Source organism: Aurantibacter crassamenti, from assembly GCF_016811105.1.
Lineage (GTDB): Bacteria > Bacteroidota > Bacteroidia > Flavobacteriales > Flavobacteriaceae > Aurantibacter_A > Aurantibacter_A crassamenti.
The window spans coordinates 561,569-577,372 of the sequence record NZ_JAFBGM010000001.1 but is presented as its reverse complement, the minus strand read 5'-3'; the positions used below and the strand labels follow the sequence as shown (position 1 = coordinate 577,372).

Here is a 15,804-nt window from a genome sequence, read left to right as displayed (position 1 = left end):
TTTCAAAGAAATATTTTACTAAACTGAAATCTAGTATCTTATTTTACTAAGTTGATTTCTGTTCTTCTGTTTTCTTTTCTACCACTTCTTGTGTTGTTAGAAGCAATAGGCTTAGCCTCACCGTAACCGATAGCAGTTAATCTATCTGAAGCAATACCTTCAGCGATTAAGAAATCTCTTACTGAATTAGCACGTTTTTCAGATAAAGCTTGGTTAGTTTTTTCACCACCAACACTATCAGTGTGACCTTCTACTGTAAATTTAGCAGTTGGATACTCACCTAATATTCTGATGATATCAACAAATACAGAAGTAGATTCTGGACTTAAGCTTGATTTACCTGTAGAAAATAAGATTGTTCTAGCATAGTCATTCAATTGCTTTTGAACTTCTTCAGTAACTTCAGGACAACCTTTGTTAGCTACAGTTCCAGCAACATCAGGACAAGCATCATCTTTATCTAAAACGCTATCACCATCTTTATCAGCCCAAGGACATCCTTTGTTTTCAGCAGGACCTGCTTCATTAGGACACTCATCATCTTTGTCAGCTACACCATCGCCATCAGCATCTGGGCAACCACCTAAGTTAGCTAAACCAGCTTCGTTAGGACAAGCATCGTCTTTATCAGCAACACCATCACCGTCAGCATCAGGACAACCGTTCATTTCTTTAGAACCAGCTTCATTTGGACAGCTATCTTTGCTATCTTCGATTCCATCGCCATCAGCATCAGGACAACCGTTGAATGCTTCTAAACCTGCAACCTCAGGACAAGCATCATCTTTGTCATATATACCATCACCATCAGTATCAGTACCACCAAATTTAACTTTGATACCAGCTAAATGCTGAAAATGAGCAGCTAAGTAATCTTCAAATGCATGCTTATAAACTGTTTGAACTGTAAGACCAATATTGTCAGAGAACCAAAAGTTTAAACCAACACTTCCGTTAACTGTACCAGCGCCTACTTCGTCAATCCAAGTATAACCACCACCTACTTCAACAAAAGGATCGATAACAGTTTCTTTTAAGAAATTGTACTTAATAGTACCATCTACACCGTAGTAAGAAAGGTCAGATCGGGTTTCATCACCCCATTTGCTTATTTTATTTAAAGAACCTCTAGCTCCAATAGAAAATCCATCACCTATAGATTTTGATACTGCAATAGTAGATATTGAAGGCAGAATATTCCAGTGGTCTGTCGCATTAAAGAACTCATTTCCAAAAGAACTTACGTCGCCTGTTGGGTATACGTCTATTGCGTTTACTCCGAAGCTAACAGCCCATGGGTTGTTCTCGTCTTGCGCTTGTATGTTGTTAAAACCTACTACAAGTAGGGCAACAACCAATAATTTGCTAAGATGTTTCATGTTCAAAATTTTAAGTTTAAGTGTTTATTAACCGCAAATGTAAGTTGTTAAATATTATTAACAAAATCAATTTCTCATTTTTTTATCGCATTTTCTGGCATAAAATGGCATTTCAACGATATTTAATGCCTTTCTAACCGATATTGTTGCGTCGAAAACTTGATATGCAGGCTTTGAGTGGTCTGGTGCAAGGAGTTCTACTCTAATTTTTGCCTGTTCTTTCATAGTATCAAGAAAGAAAAACCTTATTGCTAAGAAAACTTACAGTAAAGGTAAATTATACACCTTATATAAGGTCTAGTTCTATAGTATCATTTATATAGACTATAATTTTGTTTTTTACAACGTAACCCATTTCTTCTAATGCATCTGCATACAGATACAGTTGTACTTTATACTTCGGATTTTTCATTCCGGTTTTATAATCAAGTATAGTAGCTTCATTAGAATAAATAGAGATTCGATCAGGGCGAAGTAATTTACCTTTTGCTGTTAAAATGTCGCGCTCATTTAATATGGTGTATTTTTCAGTGAAAAATTCCTTAAGTTTTTCATGCTGTATTATTTTTAGGATAGTAGACTTTAGAGGTAAGATATCGCTTTGTACTACGTCGCCATTTTTAAGTATTGACGCCAATGCGTTTTCTAGATCTGCTTCGGTTTCAATTAGACTTAATATATAATGTATAAAGTTTCCATGAGAAATTGCTTCTTCGCGCTCATTGCTCCATAGCATTCCTCCAGTTGTGATTATATTAAAGTTGGGTCTATCACGATAAGAGTATTGATACGAAAGTGTTGCTGAATTTGTTTTACTTAATTTTTGATCAAAAGGTTCATCTAATTGTCCAAATTCATACATAGATTGTTCATCTTGCCATAGATTTTTGCTAATTAGATAATTGATGAACAAATCAGGATAACTACCAATTTTTTCATTTTTGGAAGTTGTTGATTTTCTTTCAGAAATAATGTAGAGTGCTTTTTCAGCCCTAGTTTGTGCTACATATAAAACATTCATAGCATCAAGTTCCATCATTTGTTCTTCACTATCAAATAGTAAAGCTGCTTCGTTTGGGTATTGGGCTAATTCCCTTTTTTCAGATAATAATACTTCGTCAAAACCATTAAATGTATTAGGGTCAGCTGGTGCCCACATCATTTTATTTGTGCGATTATAAATATTTGCATCTGCAAAAGGAAAAATTACCACCGGAAACTCTAATCCTTTTGATTTATGAATGGTCATAATTCGAATAGCATCAAGGTTCTCAGGACTTGCGATTGCCAATTTTTCCTTTTTCTTTTCCCAATAGGTTAAAAAAGATTGGATACTGCCACCATCTCGTTTTTCAACTTCTAAAATAACATCCATTAAGAAAACTATATATGCGTCTGATGTTGGTGCTAGATTAAATTGCCGAATTGCGTACTCTAAACTATCATAGGTTGATAGTCGCTCTATACGGGCAAATGAAAAATCATATTCATCAATTAAAAAATTATCAAGACTTTCAAGGTTATTATAAATAAACGGATGTTTTTTATCGCCAATAGGGGCTAAAAAGGCCAATATTTCAAAAGCGAGTGCTTTTTCTTTAAAACCACTGGCATAGTGTAAAAGGTCTACTAAAAAACGGACTTTTGAACTACTATTAAGCAAAAGACTTTCTGATGATATAATTGGTATATCATGCTCTGAAAGATAATCAGCAAGTAAAGCACCTTTAGTATTGCTTCTTACTAGAATGGTGATATCTTTAAAAAGATAGTTCTTCTCAATTACTTCATTAATGGTTGATAATACCTGATTGCAATAAAGTTCACTGGTGTCGCTTTCGGTTTCTTTTGTAATAAAGTCAAGCCGAACTAAACCACCTTTTTTAGAATTTGTTTCTTGCTGGTTTCCTTCTATAAATAAATCTTTGTAGGCTTGTTTGTTTAATTGATTACTTGACCAGGTAAAAAAATCATTATTGAATTTTACAACTTCATCAAAACTTCTATAATTTACAGGAAGGTTTTTAGTCTCAGGTTTAATTACAAACGGATTTTCAAAATCACCTGCTAAATCAATAAACTGTTCAGCTCTACCACCCCGCCAACGATAAATGGCTTGTTTAGCATCACCAACTAAAAAGAGTGACCCGCCTTCACCGGCCAAAGCATTATCAATAAGAGGAATGAGATTACCCCATTGTGCCGCCGAAGTATCTTGAAATTCATCAATAAAATAATGGCGATATTTCTCACCCAAACGTTCATAAATAAATGGAGCGGGTTGGTTTTTTATCTCTTTTGAAATGATTTGATTGAATTTAAAAATCGGAATTTGATCTCGTTCTTTTTCAATAGCCTTTACTTCTTGTTGAATAACACTTAAGACTGTTAAGGGAACCAAGTTTTTATAAATGTTCTTTAAATATGCCCGATTGTAAATTGCTGTTTTTAGTTTTATATAATAGTGAAGTATGGTTTCAAGAAATTCATTTGACGGTAGCTCAATGCCTTTTTTTAAAATCGCCCCGTTTTCTATATTCTCTTGTAACTTATTCTTATATAATATAGAAGGGTCGAAAGTTTTTTCTATAAATTTTTTGAAATGATTTGGTAAGGTTTGCCTTGGAAAGTCTTCTAAATTTAATCCGCTACTCTCAATTGCTTCAATTGCTTTTGTAGCATCTGCAATCATTAACTTTTCTAGAGCAGCTATTTTTTTAATTACATCCTTTTTTAATTGTAAAAAATCAGACATCTTCTTTAATGCTAATTTTTCAAGATGGTCAGCATGATTTTCTTTAAAAATAAGTTGACCTATTTTATCAAGGTCAAAAGTGATATCCCAACTACGATTGTCATCTATTTTTTCTAATGCGAATTCAATAAGTATTTTGGTAAGTTGCGCATCAGTACCAGCTTTCTGAACCACTCTAGAAATAGCTTCATCAAGAATTAAATCAGTCTCAATTATAGGCTCAAAATTTTGTGGTAATTTAAGGTCTTTAGCAAATGTTCGAATTACACGATGTGTAAACTTGTCTATTGTAGAAACATCAAAGTAAGCGTAGTTGTGTAAAATTAATTTTAAGGTTGCACCACTTTTTTTTTGTAATTGCTCGGTTGAAATATTTAGATCTAATCGTAAATCATTGAATAGGCTTTTGCTTTTTTCTGGTAAATCAAGGAGGCTAAAATCAAATAGACTGGTTAAAACACGTTCTTTCATTTCATTTACGGCCTTATTCGTAAATGTTATAGCAAGTATGTTTTTAAAACTATTTGTTTGGCTCAATGCAATTTTAAGGTACTCTTTGACCAAAGTATGGGTCTTGCCAGATCCGGCAGAAGCATTATATATTTTGAAAGTTGTTGGTTGCAAGTGGTTTTTCATGCAAATTACTAATTCTAAAAGAGTTCTTAACAAATTATTAGTGCATTATGTTTGTTAAAAAATGTAAATTTGGAAACAATGAATATTAATTTAAAAACTATATAAAATGGCTTTTGAACTACCTAAATTGCCTTATGCATATGATGCATTAGAACCACATATTGATGCGCGTACTATGGAAATTCACCATACAAAACATCACAATGGTTATACAACAAAATTGAATGGTGCTATTGAAGGGACTGCCCTTGAAGGACAATCAATTGAAGATATTTTAAAGAATTTGGACATGTCTAACGGGGCTGTTCGAAATAATGGAGGTGGTTTTTACAATCACTCTTTGTTTTGGAGTGTGTTATCACCAGATGGTGGTGGAAGTCCTTCAGGTGAATTAGCTGATGCTATCAATGCAGCTTTTGGTTCGTTTGAGTCTTTCAAAGAAAAGTTTAGCACAGCTGCTGGTACAAGATTTGGATCAGGTTGGGCATGGCTTTGTGTACAGCCTGGTGGAAAAGTAGAAATTTGTTCTACACCAAATCAAGATAACTCTTTGATGCCAAATACAGGTTGTGGCGGACACCCAATCTTAGGCTTAGATGTATGGGAACATGCATACTACTTAAATTATCAGAATAGAAGACCTGATTATGTTAATGCATTTTTTAATGTAATTAATTGGAATAAAGTAGCTGAGTTATTTGCTGCAAATAAGTAGAAATACCACATTTTTTGAAAAAAGCTTCCAAGATTAGTTTCTTGGAAGCTTTTTTTTTGAATTGTAAATAGAAAAGGGTAGAGAAAACTCTACCCTTTTCGTCCCAAATCTTACCATAAACTTAACCTACTTATGCTATGGCAAGACTAAATTACTGGTATTACAGGAAATAAAAAAGGAATTTTAGGAATTTTTAAGGTTTTGATTAACCGAAAATTAAGTGGATATTTTAATGAATTTGAGCTTAACCTTGTTAACTGTTGGGCTTGTAGTAAATAAAAAGGCGGAACTGTGTTCCGCCTTTTTCCCCAAATCTTACCATGAACTTAACCTACTTATGCTATGGTTCTCCAAAAATAGAGCGAATAAGCACTTTAAAAAAAGGTTTTAGATGAACGGTAGAATCTTTGGCTGTGTTACTGAAACGTGGTTTATGCCTTAAAATAAGATAAGAAAAGGAAGACAAAATGTAGTGCCAAATTAATATTAGCAAAGTGATTTAATGGAACAGTTTAGTAATTAATTGAAATAATAATTATGTATTATTTTGAATGGTAATGACTTTATAATTGAAGTATTTTTTGAGAGGAAACATTGTAGAAAAAAAGCAAATAAAAAGGCGGAACTGTGTTCCGCCTTTTTCCCCAAATCTTACCATGAACTTAACCTACTTATGCTATGGTTCTCCAAATATAAAGCGAGTGTTCGATGCTGAAAAACATCTTTGTTAAACTCCCCAATATTCAGTTAAAGTGTATTTTGACGATGCTTTATTGTGGTGATTAATAAAAATGATAATTACTGTAATAGTGCGAAAAGAAATAATGTAAGATTTTAATGCAAATAGCACATTAATTTTATCTGGATTTTGGCCAAATAAAAAGGTGGAGAGAACTCCACCTTTTTGCCCCAAATCTTACCATGAACTTAACCTACTTATGCTATGGCAAGTTTAAAAATAGCTTGGCTATACGTCAAAATAGTTATAATCACGATTAATGACCTATATTATCGATGAAATACATAATCTGGTGTATTTCATCGATAATGGACTATTAATAAAGCTATTTAATAAGCTCTTTGGTTGTTGCCTTCGTAAAAATTGATGAACGCTTTGTTTACAACCCTGTTACCTCCATCTGTAGGATAATTACCTGTGAAATACCAATCGCCAAGGTTCTTTGGGCAGGCAATATGCAGGTTTTCAATAGTTTGATAAATTATCTGAACTTCAGCTTTAATATTCTCTGATGTCAATAACTCACCTATTTTAACAGATATTTCTTGCGGTGTAAAAGGTTCGTAAAATTCTTTTACATAATTGACCACATTTTTATCAGGTTGATTTATTTGCTTTAGCGATTTTTGATAAATCTCATCAACAATGTGCATTGTATTTCTTTCTTGATGTAGTGCAAGAGCAGCCTTGAAGGCAACGAAGTCTTCTAGTTTAGCCATATCAATACCATAACAATCAGGATATCTAATTTGCGGGGCAGAAGAAACTACAATTATTTTTTTAGGTGATAAACGGTCAAGAATTCGAATAATACTTTTCTTTAATGTAGTGCCTCGAACAATACTGTCATCAATAATAACTAGGTTATCATCTTTCTTGACAGAACCATAGGTTATATCATAGACGTGTGCTACCAAATCATCTCTGCTACTGTCTTGTGTTATAAAAGTTCGCAGTTTTGCATCTTTAATTGCAACCTTTTCTATGCGTGGACGTACTTTTAATATTTCATGAAGTTTCTCTCTTGAAATAGATGGTCCAATTGAAAGAATTTCTTCTTCCTTGTTTTTGTTTAAATAATTTTGCGCTTCTTTCACCATACCGTAGAATGATGTTTCAGCGGTATTCGGTATATATGAAAATACGGTGTGCTTAATATCGCTATTAATTGATTTCAAAATCTGTGGAAAAAGTAATTTACCCAGCTCTTTACGCTCTTGATAGATTTCTTTGTCACTACCTCTTGAAAAATAAATTCGTTCAAAAGAACAGGCCAATCTTTCTTTGGGTTCAAGAATTTGATCGATAGCAACCCGTCCGCTTTTTTTAATAATAAGTGCATGGCCTGGATCAAGCTCTTTTACATCATCATATTTTACATTAAATACGGTTTGTATTGCTGGTCTTTCTGAGGCAACTACAACCACTTCATCATCTTGGTAGAAATATGCTGGTCGAATTCCGCCTGGATCTCTAAGTACAAAAGCATCTCCGTGCCCTAAAAGTCCGGCCATAGTATAACCACCATCAAAGTTTTTTGCAGCTCTTTTTAGAATTTTCGAAACCTTAAGACGATCGGCGATTAATGTAGAAGCCTCTCGTTTAGTGTAACCCTCTTTTTTTATTTGTTTGTAAAGCTTGGCAACAGCATCATCTAAAAAATGACCTATTTTTTCCATTACCGTTACGGTGTCAACCATGTCTTTAGGGTGTTGCCCTAATTGAACTAAATTGTCAAAAAGCTCATGAACATTGGTCATGTTAAAGTTACCAGCAACAATAAGGTTTCTATGCATCCAGTTATTCTGACGCAAAAACGGGTGCACACTTTCCATACTATTTCTGCCAAAAGTACCATATCGCACATGACCTAAAAGTAATTCACCTATATAAGGAATGTTAGCTTTTTGTAATGCTACATCATCATTATATTCAGGATGCTCTAGTAACTCTGAATTAATTCTATGATTAATTTTATCAAAAATATCTTGTATCGGTTGTTGTTCAATTGATCGAACTCGGCTCATAAACCGAGCACCTACCGGTACATCTAACTTAATGCTAGCAAAGCCCGCACCGTCTTGACCACGGTTGTGTTGCTTTTCCATCATCAAGTACATCTTGTTTACACCGTAAAAAGCTGAACCATACTTCTCTTTGTAATACTCCAATGGCTTTAAAAGGCGTATAAGTGAAATTCCACATTCGTGCTTTATCGCATCGCTCATTATAAAATAGGTATTAAAAAAGCCCCGAATTTTCAGGGCATATATTTATTTTAATTCAATGTCAAATTGAGTCAGCATCTTAAATTGATGCAGCCTTTTGCTTACGTCTTCACGTTTTAAGTCTTGCATTCGTTCTGTGCCAAAACGTTCTACACAAAATGAAGCCAAGTTAGAACCGTGAATAACAGCTTTCTTTAAATTTTCAAAACTAATATTGTTTGTTGTAGCTAAATAGCCAGAAAATCCACCGGCAAAGGTATCACCTGCACCAGTTGGGTCAAAAACTTCTTCTAAAGGTAAGGCTGGAGCAAAAAATACATTCTCTTTGTGAAAAAGTAACGCACCATGTTCTCCTTTTTTGATAACTACATATTTTGGACCCATTTTCTGAATCTCTTTCGCAGCCTTAACTAAAGAGTATTCATTAGTTAACTGTCGTGCTTCTTCATCATTTATAGTAAGGACATCAATTTTTTTGATGACTTCTAATAATTCATCAAGTGCATTGTCCATCCAAAAATTCATGGTATCCAAAATGATAAGTTTTGGTCTTTCAGACATTTGATTGATAACGCCCATCTGAATACTTGGGTGAAGGTTGCCCAGCATTACTATTTCTGCATTTTTGAAATTTTCAGGAACTATAGGATTGAAATCAGCAAGTGTATTTAATTCAGTTGCTAGCGTGTCACGCGAATTTAAATCGTTATGGTATTTACCTTTCCAATAAAAAGTTTTTCCTCCTTTAACAACTTCAATTCCTGATATATCTATGTTTTTGTTTTCAAGTAAATCAAGATATTCTTGTGGTAAATCATCGCCAACAACAGAAACAATAGCTGAGGCTACATCAAATTGCGAAGCAGAGAGCCCAATAAAAGTTGCGGCTCCGCCTAAAATTTTATCGGTCTTGCCAAACGGAGTTTCAATTTCGTCAAAAGCTACTGTACCTACAATGAGAAGCTTACCCATATTCTTCAAAAATTAAGCTGCAAATATACGGTTTTGTGCAGGGAAATATTAGATGTGTTTATATCAAATAATAAAAAATATAAACTGCAATAATTTCAATCGTACTATAAAATAAATATTAAGGCTTTATCTTTGCTTTGTCTCAAAGGGGTGCTTGTGTAAATAGGCTGAGATTATACCCAATGAACCTGGGCGGGTAATGTTGCCAAGGGATGGCTGCAGATTATATTTGGAGCTTAATTATCTTTAGTAGGGTAAACTGTCATTTTTAATTTTAGAATAAATATCCCTTTTATTCGTAAATACTATTTACGGATGTATACTAATTTTCAAGATTTAGATGAACCTTATCGTTATTCCAGTTTAATCATTTCATTAATACCAGGTAGTTTAAACATAAACAAGCAATTGGTATAATGATAGCTGACTTCTTTTTTAATCTTACTGTCTTTCAAGTTTTAGGTACTTCCTTTGGGATTGTGCAGGTGCTTTTGGCAAGAAAAAATAATATCAATAATTATCTTTTTGGCATTATCGCAATTCTAATTAGTATATGGGTGCGCTATCGTTCTCAGTTGTATGGCGATATTTTGTTAGACCTGTACTATTTGGCTATGAGTATATATGGATGGTCGTATTGGAAATATGGAAAGAAAAAAAATGAGACGCTTATTACTTATTCTAGTAAGCGAGAACATTTAGCTGCAATTGGTATAGTACTAGGATGTTTTATGCTGATGGTGCTTTGGCTACGTTTCTATACCGATTCAGATGTTCCGTACTGGGATGCTACTGTAAGTGCTTTTGCCTGGGCAGGTATGTGGTTGATGGCTAAAAGAAAAATGGAGAATTGGATCTATCTTAATATTAGTAATGTTATTGCAGTTCCATTACTGTTGTACAAAGAACTATATGTTTATGCTGGCCTTACAATATTCTTGTTTGTAGTAGGGGTGTCAGGTTACATAGAATGGCGAAAAATCTTTAATAATGATGAAAAGGAACGAAATTCGGCAACTTAGAGAACAAAATTTAGGCGTAACTGTTTTTGTTTCTGAAGTATTAGAATGGATTGGAAATCACAACCTATGGAATCTATGGGTGCCGAAAAGTTATGGTGGTTTAGAGTTGTCTCTTAGTGAAGGTTTACAAAAACTTAAAACGCTAGCCTATATTGATGGAAGCTTGGGTTGGACTATTACGTTATGCAGCGGGGCTAATTATTTTGTTGGAAATTTAGACAAAGATATTGCACAGCTCCTATTTTTAAATGAGCGACCTCCGATTCTTGGCGGAAGTGGTGGCGTTTTTGGTGTGGCTGAAGAATATGAAGGTTATTATAGAATTTCTGGTAATTGGCAATATGCTACTGGTAGTTTATATCTATCTCATTTTACTTTGAATGCAAAAATATTGAAAAACGGAAAAGAGGTAAAGGAAAAAGATGGATCACCCATGGTTCGTTCTTTTGTTCTTCCAAAGGAAAAAGTAAAGGTTGTGCCTGATTGGGATGCTATGGGGCTAGTTGCTACCGTTACTCATTCATTTGAAGTAAATGATGTAAAAATAGATAGAAAATACAGTTTTCAATATAATGAGGTTTACCTTTCGCAACCTATTTTTAAAATCCCGTTTTCCCTTTTTGTTGATATAACACTTTGGGTGAACTATTTAGGAATGGTTGAGCATTTTTTGGAAGAATCACAGCCTTTTTTGTCAGATAAAAAGTTGCAATCATTAAAAACAGCTATTTCCTATGCAAATCAGAAAATTTTTCACTTTTCAGAGGAAATTGAAAATACAATTCAGGAACAAAAATGTTTTACGAAAGAATATATGCAAAAAGTACATAGTTGCGCTGTAGATTCTGTCAGCGATTTTTCACGTGCATTAATTGAGGTTTACCCAAACCTAGGAATTAAGGCCTGTAGAAAAGAACATCCGCTAAATCAAATATTTAGAGATTATTTTACTGCTACCCAGCACCATGTTTTTAGTAGGGAAGGAAAAAATAATATACATTAACTACAAATAGATTGCAATACAACTCTGTTTATCCTATTTGTTTAAGGTGAATAGTTAATGTTCATCTACAGATTTATTAGATTTTTTAATAATTCCTCACTATTTCCTTCCAAAATCTGCAGGAATTTCCCCCCAAGCTTTCGTTTCCCATTTAACAACAGGCGTATTATAATCATTCTCTTTGAGCCAAGTTATAGCTCGTTTGATTAAATTAAATACATCTTTATTTTTTGCAGTCTCTTTCAGTTTGGTGTTACAGGTTTTTTTACGAATCCAACCCATGGCTATTCTTGAATCGGTATATAAGATACGGTCGCTTTTGCGCTCTTTTAAATATGCTAAACCATGAACTAGGGCTAAAAACTCGCCTATATTGTTGGTGCCTTGTTTGAAAGGTCCTTGTTTAAAAAGCACTTTTTTGGTTTTTGTATCAACTCCTTGATATTCCATTATGCCTGGGTTTCCGCTTGAAGCTGCATCTACCGAAATTGAATGATAATTAGGGGTGCCGTATTTTAAGAGTTCTTCTTGAGAGAGTTTTGTAACCTTTGATGATGTTTTACTAAAATCAGCGTAATTGCCATTAAAAGCTTTTTTGGCTTCTGCAAATGTTGAAAATGACTTGTATTGAGCACCTTTATAGCCTGATATCTGTGCTTTACAGTCTTTCCAAGTTTCAAAAATACCTACTTTCTTACCTTTCCAGACAACATAAAATTTACTTTTCTTGCCCATTAGACCTCGAATAACAATTTTTCTATCGTTTTTGGAAAATGCTCAAATTCTAATTCATGTACCTTATTTGCAATATCTTCTACTGAATCAGATGAATTTATTTGCGTTTTGGCTTGAAAAATAATGGCGCCTTCGTCATAATTTTCGTTCACATAATGTATTGTAATGCCAGTTTCTTGCTCATTATTAGCTTTTATGGCTTTATGAACATTATTTCCATACATTCCTTTGCCACCATATTTTGGCAATAGAGCGGGGTGAATATTGATAATCTTTGAAGGAAAATCTTTAATAATTTTTTCTGGCATTTTCCATAGAAATCCGGCGAGGATGATCAGGTCAGGATTTATGTTTTTCAAAATATCACGCACACAATCAGTTGCGTAAAAAGCATTTCTATTGAAATACAACCCATTGATATTCAAATTATTACACCTATCCAGAACTTTGGCATCGCTTTTGTTAGTAAGTACAACGGAAATGATAACCGAATTGTTCTTGTCTTGAAAGTATCGTACGATGTTTTCAACATTAGATCCAGAACCAGAGGCAAATAGTACTATATTTTTCATGGGCAAGACAGTGATTATCTATAAAATAAATACAAGACGAAAGTAACACACTTGCACTAATTTTTTTTAATTGCATTACATTTTAACTGTAAATAGTGTTATTCATCTAAAGTTTTTTATTTTTGCCATCAGTTAAAATTTTAAAACCAAATATTATGTCAGACATTGCATCAAGAGTAAAAGCTATAATCATTGATAAATTGGGAGTTGATGAAAACGAAGTAGTATCAGAAGCTAGCTTTACTAACGACCTTGGAGCCGATTCATTGGACACTGTTGAGTTGATTATGGAATTCGAAAAAGAATTTGATATTCAAATTCCAGATGATCAAGCAGAAAATATCGCTACTGTAGGTCAAGCCATCAGTTATATAGAAGAAGCGAAGTAATTTTATGCTTACTTGATAAGATTTAAAAATTATCCATGTGGTATAATGCTGCATGGATATTTTTTTTTAATTTCACTTTGCTCAATAAAAAAGGGTTACATGCAATTAAAACGAGTTGTTGTTACAGGTCTGGGTGCTTTAACGCCCATTGGAAATAATGTTGAAGAATATTGGGAAGGTCTGAAAAACGGAAAAAGTGGTTCCGCTATTGTGACTCATTTTGAAACCGAAAAATTCAAGACAAAATTTGCTTGCGAAATCAAAAATTATAATCCAGAGGATTATTTTGATAGAAAAGAAGCACGTAAGCTTGATCGATTTGCTCAATTTGCCATGATATCGTCTAGTGAGGCGATTGAAGATTCTAAACTTGATCTCGAAGCAATTGATAAATTTCGAGTAGGCGTAATTTGGGGAGCCGGAATCGGTGGTATTCAAACCTTTCAAGATGAGGTGATGAACTTCGCTGAAGGTGATGGTACACCGCGTTTCAATCCTTTTTTCATTCCAAAAATGATAGCGGATATTGCTCCTGGTAACATTTCAATAAAATATGGCTTTATGGGGCCAAATTATACTACAGTATCTGCTTGTGCTTCTGCGGCTAATGCAATGATTGATGCACTAAACTATATTCGTTTAGGACATTGTGATGTTGTTGTTACTGGTGGTAGTGAAGCTGCTGTAACTATAGCAGGTATGGGCGGTTTTAGCGCAATGCACGCCTTGTCAAAAAGAAACGAAAGTCCTGAAACGGCTTCAAGACCTTTTGATGCAACTAGAGATGGTTTTGTTTTAGGGGAAGGAGCAGGTGCTCTTATATTAGAAGAATACGAGCATGCTAAAGCAAGAGGGGCAAAAATTTATGCTGAAGTTGCTGGTGGCGGTCTTTCAAGTGATGCTTATCATATGACTGCGCCACATCCTGATGGTATTGGTGTGGTTAAAGTAATGGAAAACTGTTTGAGAGATGCAGGTATTGGTCTTGATGAAGTTGATGCTATTAACACCCATGGTACCTCTACACCACTAGGTGATGTTGCTGAATTGAAAGCAATTTCACAAGTATTTGGTGAGCATGCGTCAAAAATTAATATCAATTCAACTAAATCGATGACAGGTCATTTGTTAGGTGCGGCTGGTGCTATTGAAGCAATAGCTTCTATCTTAGCAATGGAACATAGTTTAGTGCCGCCTACAATAAATCATACTACGATTGATGAAAATATTGACCCTAGTCTCAATTTGACTTTAAATAAAGCTCAAAAAAGAGAAGTTAAGGTAGCTATGAGTAATACATTTGGTTTCGGAGGGCATAATGCCTGTGTAGTTTTCAAAAAATTAAGTTAAGTCAACATAATGAATTTTGCCTCCCATTTATTTAGTTCCCATTCAAAAGAGGATGGGGATTTTTTTTTGGGTATCACAAAAATTCTTGGCTTTAAGCCGAAATCGCTTGATTTATTTAAGAAAGCGTTTCTTCATCGTTCAGCCAATAAAAAGGATGATGAAGGAAACCCTATGAATTATGAACGTCTTGAATTTTTAGGCGATTCTATGTTGGGCACTATTATATCAAAACATTTGTATGATGCAGTACCTGAAGGTGATGAAGGTTACTTGACTAAAATGCGTTCAAAAATTGTTAGTAGAAAGCATTTAAATGAGCTTGGTAAAGATCTTAATTTAATTGAATTTGTAAATAGTCGCATACCAAAATCTCATTTTGGTGACAATATTCATGGTAATGTTTTTGAGGCACTTGTTGGTGCAATCTATTTGGATCGTGGGTATAATTACTGTGAGAAATTTATTCATGAGAGTGTTATTGAGCCATATGTTGACATAGAGCAACTTGAAGGTAGAGTAATAAGTTATAAAAGTTTGGTAATTGAATGGTGTCAAAAGCAGAAGAAAACATTTCATTATAATGTTTATGAAGATAGTGGTAATGACCCTTTGAAGCATTTTGCTGTAAAACTTTCAATTGAAGATAATGTTATTGCTAAAGCTAGAGCAACATCGAAAAAGAAGGCTGAAGAAAGGGCTTCAAAAAGAGCTTATTTTGCGCTTCAAGGCAAGATGAACAAATCTTGAATATTACTATAACGTTATTGTTTCTACATTATAAGCAAGCCTGCTAAAAATGTATGGTGGTTTTGGCTAATAGTCATATATTTACATTTCGCTTTTACATCATTATGGGAACAAAGCATAAGATCTTAGAAGATTTTTATGATGATTGGTTCATGCTTATTGCTATACAAAGCAATCAAGAAGACTACGCTTTAGCTTATGCTCTTAATTCAATGTTGAAAACGCAATTTAAGAGAACTAAGAACGATATTGAAATAAACGAAAATCTCTCTATAGCCATGTTTGAATGGTTTGATGAGAAAACCGATAGTAATTGGTCGCTTTTTCCGAATAGTACCTTTGGTCAAGGTGACATCAACATGACTGGTCTTTTTAAAGATATGCCCTCAACTGCTAAACAGCATCTAGTGCCTGAGCATAGTAAGGTAGATTATTTTATTAAAATTGATCAAGAAGTTGCTGATACTTTGGTAAAAAGTATACAAGAAATACCATCCGTAATGACCGCATATATGGTTGATTGCGATAAACTGAATTCAAAAAACAATCTAATATTTTAAGA

General features: G+C 33.9%; 13 protein-coding genes. 7 read left to right on the top strand and 6 right to left on the bottom strand.

Going from position 1 to position 15,804, the window contains the following annotated elements:
• Positions 1-38: 38 nt before the first annotated feature.
• Together JQC67_RS02480 and JQC67_RS02475 are read right to left on the bottom strand one after the other, a co-directional pair.
• A complete protein-coding gene (locus tag JQC67_RS02480; RefSeq protein WP_203251279.1) occupies positions 39-1,379 on the bottom strand; it encodes an OmpA family protein in 1,341 nt (446 codons plus the stop codon).
• A gap of 286 nt (positions 1,380-1,665) precedes the next feature.
• Positions 1,666-4,770, bottom strand: a complete 3,105-nt coding sequence (locus JQC67_RS02475) for a UvrD-helicase domain-containing protein (protein WP_238934450.1) — start codon at positions 4,768-4,770, stop codon at positions 1,666-1,668.
• A 106-nt stretch (positions 4,771-4,876) separates the two neighbouring features.
• Between JQC67_RS02475 and JQC67_RS02470 the strand changes: the two genes are divergently transcribed.
• On the top strand, positions 4,877-5,485 hold the full coding sequence (locus JQC67_RS02470; RefSeq protein ID WP_203251278.1) for a superoxide dismutase: 609 nt from the start codon (positions 4,877-4,879) through the stop codon (positions 5,483-5,485).
• A 1,068-nt stretch (positions 5,486-6,553) separates the two neighbouring features.
• Here JQC67_RS02470 and JQC67_RS02465 read toward each other — a convergent pair.
• Positions 6,554-8,452 carry an amidophosphoribosyltransferase gene (locus tag JQC67_RS02465; RefSeq protein WP_203251277.1) on the bottom strand — a complete coding sequence of 633 codons (1,899 nt, stop codon included), beginning with the start codon at positions 8,450-8,452 and terminating at the stop codon, positions 6,554-6,556.
• A gap of 45 nt (positions 8,453-8,497) precedes the next feature.
• A complete protein-coding gene (locus JQC67_RS02460) occupies positions 8,498-9,424 on the bottom strand; it encodes a PfkB family carbohydrate kinase (protein ID WP_203251276.1) in 927 nt (308 codons plus the stop codon).
• Between the two features lie 416 nt (positions 9,425-9,840).
• On the opposite strand from JQC67_RS02460, the gene pnuC reads away from it, so the two are divergent.
• Together pnuC and JQC67_RS02450 are read left to right on the top strand one after the other, a co-directional pair.
• Positions 9,841-10,446 carry a nicotinamide riboside transporter PnuC gene (pnuC, locus tag JQC67_RS02455; RefSeq protein WP_203251275.1) on the top strand — a complete coding sequence of 202 codons (606 nt, stop codon included), beginning with the start codon at positions 9,841-9,843 and terminating at the stop codon, positions 10,444-10,446.
• The gene (locus JQC67_RS02450; RefSeq protein ID WP_238934449.1) at positions 10,415-11,449 is read left to right on the top strand and encodes an acyl-CoA dehydrogenase family protein; all 1,035 of its coding nucleotides are present in this window, start codon (positions 10,415-10,417) and stop codon (positions 11,447-11,449) included. Before pnuC ends, JQC67_RS02450 begins: the two co-directional genes overlap by 32 nt.
• A 99-nt stretch (positions 11,450-11,548) precedes the next feature.
• On the opposite strand, the gene JQC67_RS02445 is transcribed toward JQC67_RS02450, so the two are convergent.
• Both JQC67_RS02445 and purN read right to left on the bottom strand, forming a co-directional pair.
• Positions 11,549-12,184: a ribonuclease H1 domain-containing protein gene (locus tag JQC67_RS02445; RefSeq protein WP_203251274.1), complete on the bottom strand. Its 636-nt coding sequence runs from the start codon at positions 12,182-12,184 to the stop codon at positions 11,549-11,551.
• Entirely contained in the window at positions 12,184-12,756 is a 573-nt protein-coding gene (purN, locus tag JQC67_RS02440) for a phosphoribosylglycinamide formyltransferase (protein ID WP_203251273.1), read from the bottom strand. Before purN ends, JQC67_RS02445 begins: the two co-directional genes overlap by 1 nt.
• 155 nt (positions 12,757-12,911) lie before the next feature.
• Here purN and JQC67_RS02435 point away from each other — a divergent pair, with 155 nt between their 5' ends.
• The 4 genes from JQC67_RS02435 (at position 12,912) to JQC67_RS02420 (ending at position 15,802) form a co-directional block, all read left to right on the top strand.
• A complete protein-coding gene (locus tag JQC67_RS02435) occupies positions 12,912-13,145 on the top strand; it encodes an acyl carrier protein (protein WP_153756429.1) in 234 nt (77 codons plus the stop codon).
• 99 nt (positions 13,146-13,244) lie between these two features.
• Positions 13,245-14,495, top strand: coding sequence for a beta-ketoacyl-ACP synthase II (fabF, locus tag JQC67_RS02430; RefSeq protein WP_203251272.1), 1,251 nt, complete (start codon positions 13,245-13,247; stop codon positions 14,493-14,495).
• Positions 14,496-14,504: 9 nt separating this feature from the next.
• Complete coding sequence (gene rnc / locus JQC67_RS02425) at positions 14,505-15,242, top strand: ribonuclease III (protein WP_203251271.1); 738 nt, start codon at positions 14,505-14,507, stop codon at positions 15,240-15,242.
• 104 nt (positions 15,243-15,346) lie between these two features.
• Positions 15,347-15,802, top strand: coding sequence for an IPExxxVDY family protein (locus JQC67_RS02420; protein ID WP_203251270.1), 456 nt, complete (start codon positions 15,347-15,349; stop codon positions 15,800-15,802).
• The last annotated feature ends 2 nt before the right edge of the window (positions 15,803-15,804 follow it).

What these genes read in the sequence shown, in the direction of transcription:
- JQC67_RS02480 (WP_203251279.1), bottom strand. Translation starts at nt 1,379, where the DNA reads ATGAAACATCTTAGCAAATTATTGGTTGTTGCCCTACTTGTAGTAGGT.
- JQC67_RS02475 (WP_238934450.1), bottom strand. Translation starts at nt 4,770, where the DNA reads ATGAAAAACCACTTGCAACCAACAACTTTCAAAATATATAATGCTTCT.
- JQC67_RS02470 (WP_203251278.1), top strand. Translation starts at nt 4,877, where the DNA reads ATGGCTTTTGAACTACCTAAATTGCCTTATGCATATGATGCATTAGAA.
- JQC67_RS02465 (WP_203251277.1), bottom strand. Translation starts at nt 8,452, where the DNA reads ATGAGCGATGCGATAAAGCACGAATGTGGAATTTCACTTATACGCCTT.
- JQC67_RS02460 (WP_203251276.1), bottom strand. Translation starts at nt 9,424, where the DNA reads ATGGGTAAGCTTCTCATTGTAGGTACAGTAGCTTTTGACGAAATTGAA.
- pnuC (WP_203251275.1), top strand. Translation starts at nt 9,841, where the DNA reads ATGATAGCTGACTTCTTTTTTAATCTTACTGTCTTTCAAGTTTTAGGT.
- JQC67_RS02450 (WP_238934449.1), top strand. Translation starts at nt 10,415, where the DNA reads ATGATGAAAAGGAACGAAATTCGGCAACTTAGAGAACAAAATTTAGGC.
- JQC67_RS02445 (WP_203251274.1), bottom strand. Translation starts at nt 12,184, where the DNA reads ATGGGCAAGAAAAGTAAATTTTATGTTGTCTGGAAAGGTAAGAAAGTA.
- purN (WP_203251273.1), bottom strand. Translation starts at nt 12,756, where the DNA reads ATGAAAAATATAGTACTATTTGCCTCTGGTTCTGGATCTAATGTTGAA.
- JQC67_RS02435 (WP_153756429.1), top strand. Translation starts at nt 12,912, where the DNA reads ATGTCAGACATTGCATCAAGAGTAAAAGCTATAATCATTGATAAATTG.
- fabF (WP_203251272.1), top strand. Translation starts at nt 13,245, where the DNA reads ATGCAATTAAAACGAGTTGTTGTTACAGGTCTGGGTGCTTTAACGCCC.
- rnc (WP_203251271.1), top strand. Translation starts at nt 14,505, where the DNA reads ATGAATTTTGCCTCCCATTTATTTAGTTCCCATTCAAAAGAGGATGGG.
- JQC67_RS02420 (WP_203251270.1), top strand. Translation starts at nt 15,347, where the DNA reads ATGGGAACAAAGCATAAGATCTTAGAAGATTTTTATGATGATTGGTTC.